General features: G+C 59.0%; 10 protein-coding genes. 4 read left to right on the forward strand and 6 right to left on the reverse strand.

Annotated features, from left to right (window positions below):
* Window positions 1–24: 24 nt before the first annotated feature.
* Entirely contained in the window at window positions 25–1896 is a 1872-nt protein-coding gene (locus FE840_RS16630) for a methyl-accepting chemotaxis protein (RefSeq protein ID WP_138287737.1), read from the forward strand.
* 172 nt (window positions 1897–2068) lie between these two features.
* Here the strand turns inward: FE840_RS16630 and FE840_RS16635 are convergent, their stop codons facing one another.
* Together FE840_RS16635 and FE840_RS16640 are read right to left on the reverse strand one after the other, a co-directional pair.
* Window positions 2069–4342 (reverse strand): TonB-dependent hemoglobin/transferrin/lactoferrin family receptor, encoded by a 2274-nt coding sequence (locus FE840_RS16635; RefSeq protein ID WP_138287738.1) that lies wholly within the window; start codon window positions 4340–4342, stop codon window positions 2069–2071.
* Window positions 4343–4570: 228 nt separating this feature from the next.
* Window positions 4571–6244 carry a formate--tetrahydrofolate ligase gene (locus FE840_RS16640; RefSeq protein WP_246318796.1) on the reverse strand — a complete coding sequence of 558 codons (1674 nt, stop codon included), beginning with the start codon at window positions 6242–6244 and terminating at the stop codon, window positions 4571–4573.
* Window positions 6245–6427: 183 nt separating this feature from the next.
* Between FE840_RS16640 and FE840_RS16645 the strand changes: the two genes are divergently transcribed.
* Complete coding sequence (locus tag FE840_RS16645; protein ID WP_138287740.1) at window positions 6428–7981, forward strand: DUF2235 domain-containing protein; 1554 nt, start codon at window positions 6428–6430, stop codon at window positions 7979–7981.
* An 84-nt stretch (window positions 7982–8065) separates the two neighbouring features.
* Here the strand turns inward: FE840_RS16645 and putA are convergent, their stop codons facing one another.
* A complete protein-coding gene (putA, locus tag FE840_RS16650; RefSeq protein WP_138287741.1) occupies window positions 8066–11185 on the reverse strand; it encodes a bifunctional proline dehydrogenase/L-glutamate gamma-semialdehyde dehydrogenase PutA in 3120 nt (1039 codons plus the stop codon).
* Window positions 11186–11295: 110 nt separating this feature from the next.
* On the opposite strand from putA, the gene FE840_RS16655 reads away from it, so the two are divergent.
* Both FE840_RS16655 and FE840_RS16660 read left to right on the forward strand, forming a co-directional pair.
* Window positions 11296–11757 (forward strand): Lrp/AsnC ligand binding domain-containing protein, encoded by a 462-nt coding sequence (locus tag FE840_RS16655; protein WP_138287742.1) that lies wholly within the window; start codon window positions 11296–11298, stop codon window positions 11755–11757.
* 232 nt (window positions 11758–11989) lie between these two features.
* On the forward strand, window positions 11990–12640 hold the full coding sequence (locus FE840_RS16660; protein WP_246318797.1) for a helix-turn-helix transcriptional regulator: 651 nt from the start codon (window positions 11990–11992) through the stop codon (window positions 12638–12640).
* Window positions 12641–12724: 84 nt separating this feature from the next.
* Here the strand turns inward: FE840_RS16660 and FE840_RS16665 are convergent, their stop codons facing one another.
* The 3 genes from FE840_RS16665 to FE840_RS16675 are packed head-to-tail and all read right to left on the reverse strand — an operon-like array spanning window position 12725 to window position 15526.
* A complete protein-coding gene (locus tag FE840_RS16665; protein WP_138287744.1) occupies window positions 12725–13834 on the reverse strand; it encodes a DUF2333 family protein in 1110 nt (369 codons plus the stop codon).
* Window positions 13827–15125 (reverse strand): DUF6638 family protein, encoded by a 1299-nt coding sequence (locus tag FE840_RS16670; protein ID WP_138287745.1) that lies wholly within the window; start codon window positions 15123–15125, stop codon window positions 13827–13829. Before FE840_RS16670 ends, FE840_RS16665 begins: the two co-directional genes overlap by 8 nt.
* Window positions 15122–15526 (reverse strand): endonuclease domain-containing protein, encoded by a 405-nt coding sequence (locus tag FE840_RS16675; protein ID WP_138287746.1) that lies wholly within the window; start codon window positions 15524–15526, stop codon window positions 15122–15124. Before FE840_RS16675 ends, FE840_RS16670 begins: the two co-directional genes overlap by 4 nt.
* Window positions 15527–15694: the final 168 nt, after the last annotated feature.

Here is a 15694-nt window from a genome sequence, read left to right on the forward strand (position 1 = left end):
TCAGCGGCCAACCGAGGGAATAACATGTGGTTTACCCTGTCTCGCAGTCTTTTTGTTCTGGGTCTATTCGTTTCCACTGCCTTGATCATTGCGATTGCAGTCACGGCATTCGCCTTGAGCACGGTGCGGATCAAGGGTCCAGAATATGCCCGGATCATCGAAGCGAAGGACCTGATAGCAGACATCATGCCGCCTCCGATCTTCGTGGTCGAAGCCTATCTGCTGGCAACAGAGGCAGCCCTCAATCCAGACCTGGCCGCAGCCAATATCGGCGAGATTCGCAAGCTGCAGCAGAACTACAAGATCCGGCTGGACTTCTGGCTCGGCAGGGACCTTGACGCCACCACCCGCCAGGTACTGGAAGCCGAGGTCAAGTCCAAGGGACAGGATTTCTGGCAGGTCATGGACGACGTCCTTATCCCCGCTCTCGACAGCGGTGACTATGGCCAGCGGCGGGCAGCCCTTGATAATCTCCGGCCTTATTTTCTTGCAGAGAAAGCTGCAGTCGAGGACCTGGTACAAGCGGCATCCCGGTCGCTAGAAAGCGTGGAAAGCCGCGCCCGCCAGACGATGCTCTCCTACAGCCTTCTCGCCGCGACAAGCGCCGCCGGTGCTATCCTGGCCCTTGTCGGTGGCCTGGCGGTATTCCGGCGAAGGGCTATCTACCCTCTGCAGGATCTCGCGCGGTCGATGAAGAGCCTGGCCGAAGGCGACTTCGAGACCTCGATTCCTCATACTGCCCGTCACGATGAGGTCGGCGAGATGGCTCAAGCTGTCGGGGTGTTTCGCCAGGCAGGCTTGGAAAACCGGCGACTGGAGCAGGAGGTCGCCCTGCGTCGTGAGGAGGCTGATGCGGAAAAAACGCAACGTCTTGCCGAGCAGACAGAACAGGCTGCCAATCTCCAGCGGGTCATTGATGAACTGGGCGCTGGCCTGCAACGGCTGTCGCAGTTCAACATTCGCGAAACCCTGGATCAGCCATTCCGCGAGGAGTTCGAGCAGTTGCGCCATGATTTCAACAAGTCCCTGGCCGTCTTTCAAGGCACGATGAGCCGGGTTCTGGAAAAGGCCAGCGAAATCGAGGCTAACAGCACGGCCCTGCAACAGTCGACCGATCAATTGGCAAGGCGAACAGAACAGCAGGCTGCCGCCGTTGAAGAAAGCGCGGTTGCCCTCAAGGAGGTCGCCGCCAATATCAAGACCTCCTCAACCCGTACCCGCAACACAAGAACCATGACCCGGGAAGCCCGCCAAAGGGTCGAGCGGTCGAGCAGGGTCGTCGGCGAGGCTGTCGAAGCGATGCGCCGCATTGAAGCGGCCTCTGCCAGCATCGCTAAGATTACCGATGTCATTGACCAGATCGCTTTCCAGACGAACCTTCTTGCGCTCAATGCCGGCGTCGAAGCAGCCCGTGCCGGAGAAGCCGGAAAGGGCTTTGCCGTTGTTACGCAGGAAGTCCGCGATCTCGCCCAGCGCTCGGGAACGGCAGCGAAGGAAATCAATGGACTGATCTCCCAGTCAGTCCGGGAGGTCGCCGACGGTGTGGCCCTTGTGAACGACACCGGCAGCGTCTTGGGGGACATCGAGAAGAGCATCATTTCAATTTCCGAGGACGTCGAAGCCATCGCCATCGCCGCCGAGGAACAGGCCTCCGGCATCGCCGAGATCAGCGAGGCCGTCAACCAGATGGACCAGCTGACTCAACAGAATGCCGGCATGGTACAGGAAACCACGGCCGCGACCCATACACTGTCAAACGAAGTGCGCGAACTGGTTCGCTTGGTCAGTCAGTTTGTGTTCAACCGTCGGCAAAGAGTGCGGGATCGACCAGAAGATGTTGCCGAAACGCTCGCGCGACGTGGCCGGCTGGCCGGGCGGGTCGTTGAAGCGGCCTGACCCGCCTTGGCATCGGCAGGAACGCGGCCACAAAAGAGAGACCGCGCCCTTGCCTAGCGTCGCGAGAGTATTTCCAGCCGAAGCGCGATCGCTTCGGCGTTGGACAATGCGTAACAAAGCAGAAGCATAGAGCATTGAAGGTGATCCCGAGATCACCGAAAATGCCCCAGACTCAGAACTTCTGGGTCAGCGAGATTTTGAAGGTCCGGCCCGGCTCGGAGTAGAAGGCAACCGGCTGGTTGGTGCTGCTGACCGTGCTTGTACTCACATTGCGGGTTGCGACACCGTTCCAATAGGTCTTGTCAAAGATGTTGTAGACACCGGCCTGGATGCGCAGACCCTTGGCCTGTTCCGGCTCCCACCAACCCGCAAGATCCACCACGCCGTAGCCGGGTGCATCGAAGGTGTTGAAGGTGCCTGAACCCAATGTGTTGCGCTGCGGTCCATCCTCCCTCATGCCGGCCTGAAGGGTCGTTGTCAGGTTAAGGCCCCAGGTATCCTGTTCGTAGCCAACGCCCAGCACGGACTTGAAGGGAGCGACCGTCCGGATGAGCTCGCCGGTATTGGTATCCTTGCCATAGGCATAGGCAAGCGATCCCTCAAGGAAGAAGCCGTTTGCGAAATCCTGACGCCCACGCAGCTCGATACCGGATATCTCCACATTGTCGCGGTTGCGATAGGTCACAAGGTTACCCGGTAGCCCGCCCGGCCCCGGCGCCGTAACAGCCGTGGTGGTGGTGGTGAAGCTGTCTATGAAGTTTCGGTAGCGGTTGTGATAAACTGAGATTCCAGCGGTCAGATCTGTTGTCTCATACTTGGCGCCAAGCTCAAAGCCATGGCCTGTCTCGGGGCTGAGCGTGGGGTTCCCGACATTTGCATAGCCTGCATTGACGTTGGTGAAATTGACATAAAGCTCGTTGACGGTCGGCGCCCGGTAAGCCATCGACCACTGGGCATAGATCTGCAGATCCGGCGTCACGTCATAGGTGGCGAGCAGCTTGGGCGAGAACTGGCTGTCGCTCTGATCGGTCGGAAAGCCGAAACGGGCAAAGCCGGGATTTCTTGTGAAATCGCTGGTCGCCTGAGGCTCGTATTCATACCAGTCAAAGCGCAGCCCCGGCGTCAGGGCAAAGCCAGTCTCGCCAAAGGCGATACGGTCTTCGATGAAGAATCCGAACTTTGTGCCGTCCACCAGGGGAATGTCTGCCTGCGAAGCCGTGACGGGGACTGCCGCAAGGAATTGCTCGGCTTCCAGGATCTGGAAGGATCCACCCCAGCGCAATTCATGGCTGAAATTGCCGGTCTGAAACTCTGAGAGTGCATCCCCGGTCAGGCCATAGGAACTCTCCTGCATGGCATTTTCACGCGCGTAGAGCGTGTTGTTGGTGAGGCTGCCGAAGGAGCCCGCATCCTTGCTCAGTCGCTGCCAATAGGCGGTGAGCCTTGCAGCGTCGATGAAAGCATCATCAGCGAGCGCCTCATAGCTGTAGTCAAAGGAGATGCGTTCGCGCACGGTATCGTCATAACCGGAATAGTTGCCCGGACTGAAACGGTTGGGACCGAACAAGACAGAGCTCTGGACCGTCTTCAGGTCGGAAGCGGTATCGAGCTGGAAGCGCTCGCCGGTCACGCCAATCCGGTGACCACCTTCAAGATCCTGCCGAACCTTCAGGAGGACGCTGTTCTGCTCGGAGTCCAGCGGATTGGCCTTGGTGCGCGAAGGGCCCAGAATATCGGTGTCACCCTGGCTATCACGCTCGTGTCCACGCTTGTAGCTGCCCTGAAACAGGACGGAGGTATTCTCAACCTTGCGCGCAACAGCAACGGAACCGCCAAGGCTTTTGTCCTCACCGTCATAGGTTGCCTTTGCAACGCCGCCCCAGTCACGGTCGCCTTCGATCAGATCTTCAGGCTCAAGGGTGCGCAGCACCAGCGCGCCGGCGAGTGCGCCGGACCCGATACGGCTGGAATCAGCACCGCGCAGGACATCGATGGTGGACAGCGAGGAGAAGTCGTAGCTGTTGTTTGCGTCACTCATGGCCGTGGTTTGTACCCCGGCGCGCGGATCGTTTTCGAAAAAGGCCAGCGGAATGTTATCGATCAGCGTCGTGACGCGCGCACCACCCAGACCGCGAATGAAAAGACCGCCCTGCTTGCCGGGCTTCGTCTCGACGAAATCGACGCCCGGGCCAAGCCCCCGCGCCAGATCCCGAGCGTTGTTGAGCTCCCGCTGACGGATCTCCTCTGCCGTCGTTTCGGTCGCGAGCGGCGTATCAGCCACCGAGCCTGCCTTGATCCGCTGCCCCTTGACGACGATCGTATCCAGCTGGGTTTCCGCTGCGGCTGTGGAGGCGGTTGCGTCCTGGGCGATGACATTGGCTGCTGGCAGGGCAAGAGTGATGGCCGTGCAGGCGAGCAGGACGGAGCGGAAAGAGCGGCGGCTCATGCGTTGGTTTCCTTTCAATGGCCACAGTTCAGCGATCCGGCACCCGTCGGGATGCAGTCGGGCCAGTTGCTTTTCGTCAAAATTCAAGTGGCGGCTGATCGCTGCCTCAATTACGCCGTATAAAACATGATTGTTTGTGTCAACATATAAAACATGATTCTTTAAGTCATGAATTTACGCGCGCTTCGCCATGACAAAAATACAACAGTTTTGAGAGGGCTCGTGCAGTCAGAACAGCCCTTCGATCTGACCACCCTGCCCGAGGAAAATCCGCTCGGAGGATGGCGATCGCGGCAGGCCAGGCATGGTCATGATCTCGCCGGTGATCGCGACGACAAAACCCGCGCCGGCAGAGAGCCTGACTTCCCGCACATGCACGCCGTGACCGACGGGAGCACCGCGCAGGGTCGGATCGGTGGAGAAGGAATATTGCGTCTTCGCCATGCAGACCGGCAGATGGCCATAGCCTTGCATCTCCCATTCTGCCAGTTGCTGGCGCACCGCCTTGTCGGCAGTCACCGCCCCGGCGCGGTAAATCTCGCGGGCAATTGTCTCGACCTTGGTAAAGAGTGGCAATTCATCGGCATAAAGCGTTGAAAACTTGCTGTCTTTTTCGGCCAGTTGAATCACTTTGTGAGCCAGTTCCTCGATCCCGGCTGAGCCCTTGGCCCAGTGATGGCACAGAACCGCTTCGGACCCGAGTTCGGTGGCGACCGCCTTGACGCAGTCAACTTCCGCCTGGGTATCGCTGACGAAATGGTTGATCGCGACCACCGCCGGAACACCGAACTTGCCAAGGTTTTCCAGATGCCGGGCAAGGTTTGCAGCACCGAGCCGAACGGCCTCGACATTCTCTTGTCCCAAATCCTCCTTGGCCATGCCGCCATTCATCTTCAGCGCCCGGACCGTTGCCACGAGCACGACGGCGGAGGGCGTCAGCCCCGCCTTGCGGCACTTGATGTCGAAGAATTTTTCCGCACCAAGATCGGCCCCGAAACCGGCTTCCGTCACGACGTAATCACTAAGCTTCAGCGCCGTCTTCGTCGCCACGACGGAATTGCAGCCATGAGCGATATTGGCGAATGGTCCGCCATGGACAAGCGCCGGATTGTTTTCGAGCGTCTGCACGAGGTTCGGCTGCAGGGCCTCCTTGAGCAGCACAGTCATGGCTCCATCGGCTTTCAGATCACGCGCAAAGACCGGACTCTTGTCGCGCCGATAGCCGATGATGATGTTGCCAAGCCGCTGCTCGAGGTCGGCAAGATCATTCGCCAGGCACAGGATCGCCATGATTTCCGAGGCAACGGTGATATCGAAACCGGTCTCGCGCGGATAGCCGTTGGACACGCCTCCAAGGGAGGAGACAATCTCGCGCAGTGCCCGGTCATTCATGTCCATGACCCGCCGCCAGGTGATCCGGCGCGTATCGATGCCCAGCTCGTTGCCCCAATAGACATGGTTGTCGATCAGTGCGGACAAGAGATTATGGGCCGAGGTGATCGCGTGAAAATCGCCGGTGAAATGCAGGTTGATCTCTTCCATCGGCACGACCTGCGCATAGCCGCCGCCGGCAGCGCCTCCCTTGACCCCGAAACAGGGACCGAGCGACGGCTCACGGATGCAGATCACCGCCCGTTTGCCGATGCGGTTCAACCCGTCGCCGAGACCGACCGTCGTGGTGGTCTTGCCCTCGCCGGCAGGCGTCGGATTGATCGCGGTTACCAGAATGAGCTTGCCGTCGGGGCGATCCTTCAGCCTGTCGATGAAGCCTGCGGATATCTTCGCCTTGTCATGACCAAAGGGAATGAGGCTGTCGGCATCGATCCCGAGCTTTTCGCCGACGGTCTGGATCGGCAGCTTTCGGGCCGCGCGTGCAATTTCAATGTCTGATGCCACTGTCACCTGTGTCTCCCCCAAAGCTTTGGTCGGAGCATCATCTTCGGCTACGCTGGTGACAAGGGGCCTGTTGCGGTTTTTCCACCGTCGAGCGGAACCGCACCAGATCGACCAACCAAGCATTGCGATTTGCGGGCGCCATGGCATGATGTGCAATCAGCAGGAGCATATGATCACGGGAGCCGCACCATGAACATCGTCGTCTGCGCCGACGGGACCTGGAATACGCCCGATATGAATGACAAGGGCGTTCCCACACCGACAAATGTCTGGAAATTCTACAATGCGGTTGCGCCCGAAGATGAAAACGGTGCCCGCCAAGAAAAATACTACCACCCCGGTATCGGCACCGATGGCTCAAAACTGAAACGCCTGATCGGCGGCAGCACGGGCAAGGGACTGGGCAAGAACGTCAAGAGCGCCTACCGCTGGCTTGCCGCAACCTACAGGCCCGGGGACCGCATCTTCCTCGTCGGCTTCAGCCGTGGTGCCTATACGGTGCGCAGCCTGGGCGGCATGATTTCCAAATGCGGCCTTGCGGATCTGCCTTTCGACAACCACCCCAAACAGGCCTGGGCCGCCGTCGACGAAATCTTCGCTGCCTATCGGTCCAAGGGGCCAAGTTCGATCAAGGCGCGCGCCGATCTGCCCTTCCACAACGCCGAGACGGGAGTTTTCCCGACAAAGACGACACCGATCCACTTCATCGGTGTGTGGGATACGGTCGGCGCGCTCGGCATTCCGGACGATCTTGCCTTTCTCAACCTCTTCGATAATCCGATCGGTCATCGTTTCCACGATACGGAAATCAGCGACATCGTCGTCCACGCGCGCCATGCCGTTGCCATGGATGAAAAACGCCAGAGCTTTTTGCCAACACTCTGGCAGGACAATCCGAAGGTCGACATGCAGCAGATCTGGTTTCCGGGCGTGCATGGAAATGTCGGCGGCGGCTATGCCCAGACGGGGCTTTCAGACGGCGCGCTGCGCTGGATGATCGAAGAGGCCGACAAGGCCGGCCTCGCCTTCCGCAAGGAGGCGCTCTCCCAGATCAAGCCGAATGACAAGGATATCCTGCATGACTCTGTCTCAGGCGTCTTCAAGAAGATGAAGACCCGACCCCGCGCCGTGCCGCTGGTCGAAAGCCGCAAAGCCTCGCCAAGCGTGCATGCCTCGGCACTGGCGCGCCAGAAGAACCCGCCGCTGACGCAGGGCGACTATTGGGTCAATCGCACGCTCCCCACGACCGCCACGATCTACGCGAATGATCCGTGGAACGCGACGGGCATCTATCTTGAGGCTGGAACCACCTATCGCCTGAAGGCGAGCGGCGAATGGATGGATGCCTCGATCAAGGCCGGCCCAGGCGGCACCAAGGATGGTCGGTTCCACCCAAGCGAGGCCGCTCACATGGTCTCATCCCTGTTTGGCAAGGTCGAGAACCTGACGAAGAAACTCTTGAAGAACAAGCAGGTCGATTTCTGGTATACCAAGCGCGAGGAGAACGCACCCTGGTTCGCCCTGATCGGTCTGATCGCCAACAACCATCCGCCGCCACGCCAGTCGGATGACGAAAACGCCGTGGATCATTTGCCGCACGAGGTCTTCATCATTGGCCAAGGCACGACGATTACGCCGCAGGCGAACGGCTACCTATACTGCTTTGCCAATGACGCCTGGCAGACCTATGGCAACAATCGCGGCAGTGTTCGGCTGACCGTCGAAGTCGAGGGAAGTGCTTGAGCAAAAAAGGGGCGACTGCCTCAAGAGACAGTCGCCCAAGGTGCTGGACGAGGAAGCGATCCCATCCAGAATTGGAGAAGCTGATCAGCCCTCGCCAATCGCAATCAGGCTGGCATTGCCGCCAGCGGCAGCCGTGTTGACCGAAACCACCTGCTCCAGCGCGAAGCGGGTCAAATAGGCTGGGCCGCCGGCCTTGAAGCCAGTCCCGGACATGCCGGAGCCTCCGAAGGGCTGGGTCCCGACAACAGCACCGATGATATTGCGGTTCACGTAGATATTGCCCGTGTCGAGTGCTTCCGTGACGGTACGGATCGTCTGGTCGATGCGGCTGTGAACGCCAAGCGTCAGACCGAAACCGGTCGCCGCAATTGAATCGAGCACCTTCGACAGATCCTTGGCCTTCCAGCGCACCACATGCAGCACAGGGCCAAAGATTTCCTTGGTCAGCGCCTCCGGCCTGTCGAGTTCGATGATATGGGGGGCAAAGAAATTGCCCTTTTCCGGCACCGAACCCGCATAACGAACCTTCTGCGTCTTGTGCATATCTTCGATATGGGCCTCCAGCATGGCTTTCTGCTTTTCATCGATCACCGGACCAATATCGGTGGTGATCTCTGCCGGATTGCCGAGCGTCAGCTCACGCGCTGCCCCTTCGATCATCTCCAGCATGCCATCGGCCACATCGTCCTGCAGATAGAGGATCCGGAGCGCCGAGCAGCGCTGACCAGCCGAGCGGAAGGCGGACATCACGACATCATCGGCGACCTGTTCGGCCAATGCCGTTGCATCGACGATCATCGCATTGAGGCCACCCGTTTCGGCAATCAGCGGGACAATCGGACCATTCTTGGCGGCAAGCGTGCGGTTGATCGCCTGAGCCGTGCCGGTTGAGCCGGTAAAGGCAAGCCCTGCAAGCTGCGGATGGGCGGCAATCGCGGCCCCGACCTCGCCAGCACCCGGCAACAGCATCAGCACATCGTCAGGCACACCCGCCTTGTGGAACATCTTCACCGCCTCGAAGGCGATCAGCGGCGTCTGCGGCGCAGGCTTGGCAACAACCGCATTGCCAGCGACGAGGGCTGCTGAAATCTGGCCCAGGAAGATCGCCAGCGGGAAGTTCCAGGGTGATATGCAGGCAAAGACGCCCCGACCACGCCAGCTCAGCCGGTTGGTTTCTCCGGTCGGGCCTGGCAAAAGCTCCGGGGTTGCGAACCTGGCACGCGCCTGAGCCGCATAGTAGCGGCAGAAGTCCACCGCCTCACGGATTTCCGCGATACCATCATCCAGGGTCTTGCCAGCCTCTGCGGCAAGGAGCGACAGAAGGCGATCACGATCGGCCTCAAGCAGGTCACCCATCTTGTCGAGCGCGGAAGCCCGCACTTCGACCGGCAGGCGCGACCACTTGGCAAAACCCGCGCGACCAGCCGCAAAAGCACGATCGACATCGGCAGGCGTCGCATTGCGCACTGTGCCGACCTGATGGCTGCGGTCGGACGGAGACAGTACCGGCTGGGTTTCACTCGAAGGCCTCACACCCGGAACCAGCGGACCAGCATCAATGGCGGCCAAAGGCGCGGTGACTTTGCTCATGAGATCCTCCAATGCTGCACGATGGCCAAATTCGAAGCCCGCGCTGTTCTTTCGTTCGCCATAGAGATCGAGCGGCATCGGGATCTGGCCGTGGCGCGCACTTTTTCCGTCCTTCATCTGAAGGCGAGCGGCGGGACGTTCCAGAAGCGACTTGATCGGCACGTTCCGATCGCCCGCCACCGCCACAAAGGAGGAGTTCGCACCGTTTTCAAGGAGGCGCCTGACGAGGTAGGCCAGGAGATCGCGATAGCCGCCAACCGGCGCATAGATACGGCAGGAAATCCGGTCGTTGCCGCCAAGCAGATTGTCATAGAGCGCTTCGCCCATGCCATGCAGCCGCTGGAATTCGAAACCCGAGCGGTCTGCGCCGGCAAGTTCGATGATGGTCGAAACGGTCAGGGCATTGTGGGTGGCAAATTGTGGGAAAATCCGCTGCCGTTTCGCAAGGAGCAAAGCGGCACAATGCTGGTAGGCAACATCGGTGGCCGGCTTACGCGTCCAGACCGGATAATCCGCAAGGCCGCGCTCCTGCGCACGCTTCACTTCCGTATCCCAGTAGGCGCCCTTGACCAGCCGCACCATCATCCGACGGTTTTCCCGCTGGCAAAGCTGATCGATATACTCGATCACCTGGGGCGCCCGCTTCTGATAGGCCTGGATGGCAAGTCCGAAGCCGTCCCAGCCCGCCAGCGACGGATCGGAAAACACGGCGGCGATGACATCGAGTGACAGTTCGAGGCGATCAGCCTCTTCCGCATCGACCGTGAAGTTCAACTGATGCGCCTTGGCAAGTTGCGCAAGTTTCAGGAGATCGGGGACGAGTTCGCGCATGACGCGATCACGATGGGTGGCGAGATAGCGCGGATGCAGCGCCGAAAGCTTGACCGAAATGCCCATGCGATCGGGAAGCTGCTTGCCCTTGCCGTTCTTCGCCATGAAGGCACCGATGGCATCAATCGCATCCGCATAGGACTTGAAGTAGCGCCTGGCGTCGTCGGCGGTGCGCGCGCCCTCACCCAGCATATCGAAGGAATGACGATAGCCGCGCTCCTCGCTTTTGGCTGCGCGTCCAAGCGCGTCCTGAATGGTTTCGCCCAGCACGAAATGGTGCCCGAGGAAACGCATGGCCTGTTTGGTCGCCGTGCGCACCGTCGGCAGCCCGAGACGCTTGACCAATCCCTGCATCACGCCTTCCGGCGTTTCCCCCGGACGAATGACACGGGCCGACATGCCAAGCGCCCAGGCCGACGCCGAAACGAACCAGCTGTCGCCATGGGCCTCATGCTCGCTCCAGCCGCCTTCCTTGAGTTTGTCCTCAATCAGACGATCCTGGGTCACGGCATCGGGTACGCGCAACAACGCTTCGGCCAGCACCATCAGGGCAAGGCCTTCACGGGTCGAAAGCCCGTATTCACGCAGGAAATCCTCGACACCACCGATCTTTCCGCTTTCCTTGCGGATCGCTTCAATGAAGCGGGTGGCGCGCCGGTCGATGGCGGAATCCTGCGTCTCGGTAAACTGAAGTCGGGAGGTGAAATTGCGAATCAATGCGTCATCGTCGCCGGCATAAGGCGCTTGAAAACGCGGCAAGGCAGTCATGGCTGAATTGGTCATTGTCACCTCCGTGTGTTTCACAACATATGCGGAGATCGACCGATATTTTCACTGTTCTTTGTCTGCATTTCTGAGATATCATCTACTAAAGTGACAGATGGTAGCGAAGAATGAAAGAAATTGACCGCCTCGACAAAAAGATCCTGAGAGCCCTTCAGGCCGAAGGTCGGCTCACCAATATCGAACTGGCCGAGCGGGTGAACCTGTCACCGACGGCAACCGCCGAGCGGGTGCGCCGCCTGAGCCGGGATGGCTACATCATTGGCTACAGCGCAATCCTGTCGCCACAGAAGCTGAACCGCAACCTGCTGGTCTTCATCGAGGTGAAACTCGACCGAACGACGCCGGACGTTTTCGACGCCTTTGCCGCCGCCGTCAAACGCTCCGATGACGTGATGGAATGTCACATGGTAGCCGGCGGCTTCGACTATCTGGTCAAGGCGCGCGTGTCGGGTATGGAGGCCTATCGGCAGTTCCTGTCAGAGGTGATTCTGCCGTTGCCGGGGGTGCGCGAAACCCATACCTATGCGGTCATGGAAGAGGTCAAAGCGAACAGCGCATTGCCAGTTTGAATGCCACATGGGACGAAAGTCGAATGCCCCATCCGCCAGTTTTCCAACAGAGAGCCATTAATCATATTTATTCAGCAATCCAGTTAAAAAGTGCTGGCTTTTCAGGATATCTCATATATTGGTGACGTATAAATTCGAAACCATATCAACTTTCGACACAGCGAAAATGTTATTGGAACAACAATCGGTGATCCTCCATCAGATGGAGCGCTGCAGAAGCAGATTTGAGCTGATGGAGCAGTGGCTATCGGCGACACGTGACTTTGGTTTCGATCACTTGACCGTCATGACGGCACCAACGAGCCATGATACAAGACTTGCACCGCTGATCATCGAAGGCACCCTGCCAGAGAGTTATCTCCGCGAATTCGATGCCGATGGAATGCTCAAGCACTGCATCGTGGTGGAAGAGCTGGCAAAATCCATCATGCCACAAACATGGACGCTCGAGCGCGGCGTGGAAGGTTCGAACGAACCTTTTACCGACGAGATGAAATCATTGCTGCGGCGGCACAAATTGTCGATGGGCGTCGTGATCCCCGTCTTCGCGCTCGATGCCGGTCGCTATGTGATTCGCTATGACGGAAACCGTCCACCGCTGAGCTGCACCGAGATCGGCCATCTGTCGATGGCAAGCATGCAGGCGTTTGACGTGTTCGACCGCTTGCGCCGCTCCGGCACCAATCAGAATGTGCTCTCGGCCCGTGAGCTTGAGGTGGTGCGCTGGACGGCCCAGGGAAAGACCTCTCTTGAGATCGGTCAGATCCTTTCTCTTTCGGACCATACTGTTAACGCTTACATGACCAATGCGATCAAGAAGCTCGATTGCGTCAACCGCACACAACTCGTCGCCAAGGCGCTGAGGATGAAGCTGATCAGCTGAGACGAGCTCGCGACAAAAACAGACAAATGGCCCGGTCTAGACCACGTAGACCGGGCCTTTTCTTTGTCCGACAGGCAGCACTGACTATCGATCAAGTACCGAGCGGATTTCCACGAGATTGGACCGAACGCGCAGAATGTAGAAACCCATGGTCGCAAGATGGGTGGGCATGATCCACCCATCCTCGCTGCCGTTTGAGATGATTGCGGGCTGGATCCGTAACGCTGCCGCAAACTGGCGGTCCATTTCATCCCAGATGGCCGTCAGATTGCGGTCTCTCACGACATCGCTGAAATCGGCACGAGCACCCTGCAACAGGGCATGCTGAGCATAGAGCTGCCCATAGGCGAACCAGAAGCGGTCATCGGCACGGGTATCGAACCAGCCGGCATTATACTCCTCGGAACGACGTCTCAGGATATCCGACGTATTGCCGAGATCGCTCGCCATTCCATCGAGCAACTGCAGGAGGTTGTCGGCGCGAGCATCGAAAACGGCATCGCAGCCTGCCAGCGATGAATTGAACCGCTGCCAGCTGCTGACGGCAGCCCGGTAATAGCCGGGCGTCGGGGTCTTGAAGCCGAAGGGATCGGTGCCGAAATACCAGGTGCCCTCGTCAAACTGGATATTGCCGCGCGCATCCTGGAGATCGTTGTTGATTCCGGATGTGCCACGCACGCGACCGAGCGTGTCGACGAGCTGTATGGCAGTGCGTCGGACCACCTGATTTACGCCGCGCTGGAAAGACGCCTTGTTGTCGAAGAAGGGTGTATTGTCCCAATCGACACCGAAGAAGCCGAGCTTGTAGAGCAGGGTGGAGGAGATCCAGTTGTTCTGATTGACGTTCATGTCGGTCAGATCCGCCGTCAGGGTCACGATGGCGGAAGTCTGGCAGGCATTTGCTTCGCCGGGCAAAGGTTCACCGGCAGGGACAGTCCGTTCATTCAGATTATAGGCCTGAACGAAATTCGGGTCGAAACCATACCAGACCTGCGTGCGCCAGATGAACAGGCCGTAAAAGACCACGAGCAGCAAAAGCGCGGCAATGATCGGGCCCTTGATGATCCAGTTGCGTTGCTGCACCCAGCGATGGCCTGCCATGAAGGGCCAGAAAACCCCTGCCACCGCCATGCCGATCCCGCGACCGATCGCGGAAAAGACGCGCTGGAAAAACGCGATGATCGGATCAAGCATGCTGGTCGTCTCCTATTCCATAAAGGCGTTTGCGAAAGGCGGCCTTGTTCAACAGATAAGCACCACTCAGGCGCGATACAACATATTCCCGGAATGGTTCCGGAAAACTCTCGTAAGCGGCATAGAAACCCTGCTTGTCGAAAACGAAACGAGAGATGAAGTCCTGCGGGTTGAGCTGGGCAATCAGCCGGTTCGTCAACCATTGATCGGGATGGGTGGGCTGGGCGCGCACCAGCGAGATCCTGCGCTCCGGCGCAACATCCGCAATTCGCAAAGTACCAGCCCGCATGATTGCGCGGATCATTTCCTGCAGGAAGGGATAGGTTCCCTCCCGCGCAAGGGCAGCGGCGTGACGATGCAAGAAGGTCTGCGTCCAAACTGGGTCAATTCTGGCAAAGTCGGTGGCCGGCTCAAGATCCGCCGCCATTCCGAGAATAGCCATCTCGGCACGCAGCGCCAGCAGACCAGACGCCTCCACCCAGCTGGCCCTCGGCAGTTCGATGCGTCCGGTGCGCGCCAGGAACTCGAAGATCTGCGCCTTGTCCTCGATCGAGATATAACTCACCTGCCAGGGTCGCGAGCGACGAAATCCTGGCGCATCGGGACTGCAGATGACAGTGGTAATCTTGTCGTCGACGAAGACATAGACACCACCGAAATGATTGGCCCAGAAGGCGTCGTGGCGGAAGATCACCTTGTCCGGCACCAGGACATTCTCCCGGATATCGCCGGTTTCCTTTGCGAGGTCCACCATCCGGCTGAGCAAATCGTCCTCGCGCCAGGCATGCTGCTCCGTCAGCAGTCGATCTGAAAGCTTCCGCAACTCGCCGGCCTTGCCGAGCAGATCTTCCGCCGACATGACATTGAAGCGGACCTCGTTGATCGACAGCAGATCCTCAAGCGTCCTGACCTCCGCAACGCTGTCCTCGATCTCGCCGTAAAGCACGTCGCGCAGCGTCACCGCATGAATGGCGCGCGCATTGGCGCTGTAGAACTCATGCATCAGCCCGGCGGTATTGGAAAAACTGGTATGCACCACCGGCAGGTTTTCCTGCGCCGGTGTCATGATGATGAAACGGCGGTTGACGCGACCGGGATCAAGATAATCGAAATCCTGAAGCTCGGCGGCAACTTGTGGAGAGAAACCGCTCATGTCGATATCAAATTCGGAGAGCTTGGTTTCGGGCAGACCGAAACCGCGCAAGGCCTTGTTGTATCGCGCCACCAGATGCGGCTCGGCAACCGGGAGCAAACGCCCGTAAATCAGTTCGGCTTCGAGGAGGCGGTTCATGCGGACCGCTCCGCAGGAAGATATGTTAGATCCCGGCTCCGGACAGGCTCCTGCAAACGCCCGTCCAGGATAGCGGCAAGAGTGTCTAGAACAGACTTGCGCTCCTGAAGAACATCCACATTCCAGAACCGAACCACCGACCATCCATTGGCGTTCATGAATGCATCCCGTTTTGCGTCATGCACGCTATCTGCATGCTGACTTCCATCCACCTCTACGGCAAGAAGGATTTCGCGGCAGGCAAAATCGGCAAAGAACGGGCCAATCGAAAACTGTCGCACGAATTTGTATCCTCCAAAACGCCGCCCCCGCAACTCTCCCCATGGAACCGCTTCAGCATCGTTCTCGTCTCTTCGCAGACTTCTGGCACGCGTCGTTTTTCTCCTGTTCGGTCCCCGCATAATCTTGTCCTTCGGATCCGATAGCGCAACAGAATAGCCCCTCACCCTACCCTACCCTCTCCCCGCAAGCGGGGAGAGGGGGAGCGCAACGCTGGCCGCTCGGCCTTCTCCCGGTTCACGGGGAGAAGGTGCCCGAAGGGCGGATGAGGGGCAAGTCTGCCGATCTGA

The sequence above is a fragment of the Peteryoungia desertarenae genome (assembly GCF_005860795.2).
Classification (GTDB): domain Bacteria; phylum Pseudomonadota; class Alphaproteobacteria; order Rhizobiales; family Rhizobiaceae; genus Allorhizobium; species Allorhizobium desertarenae.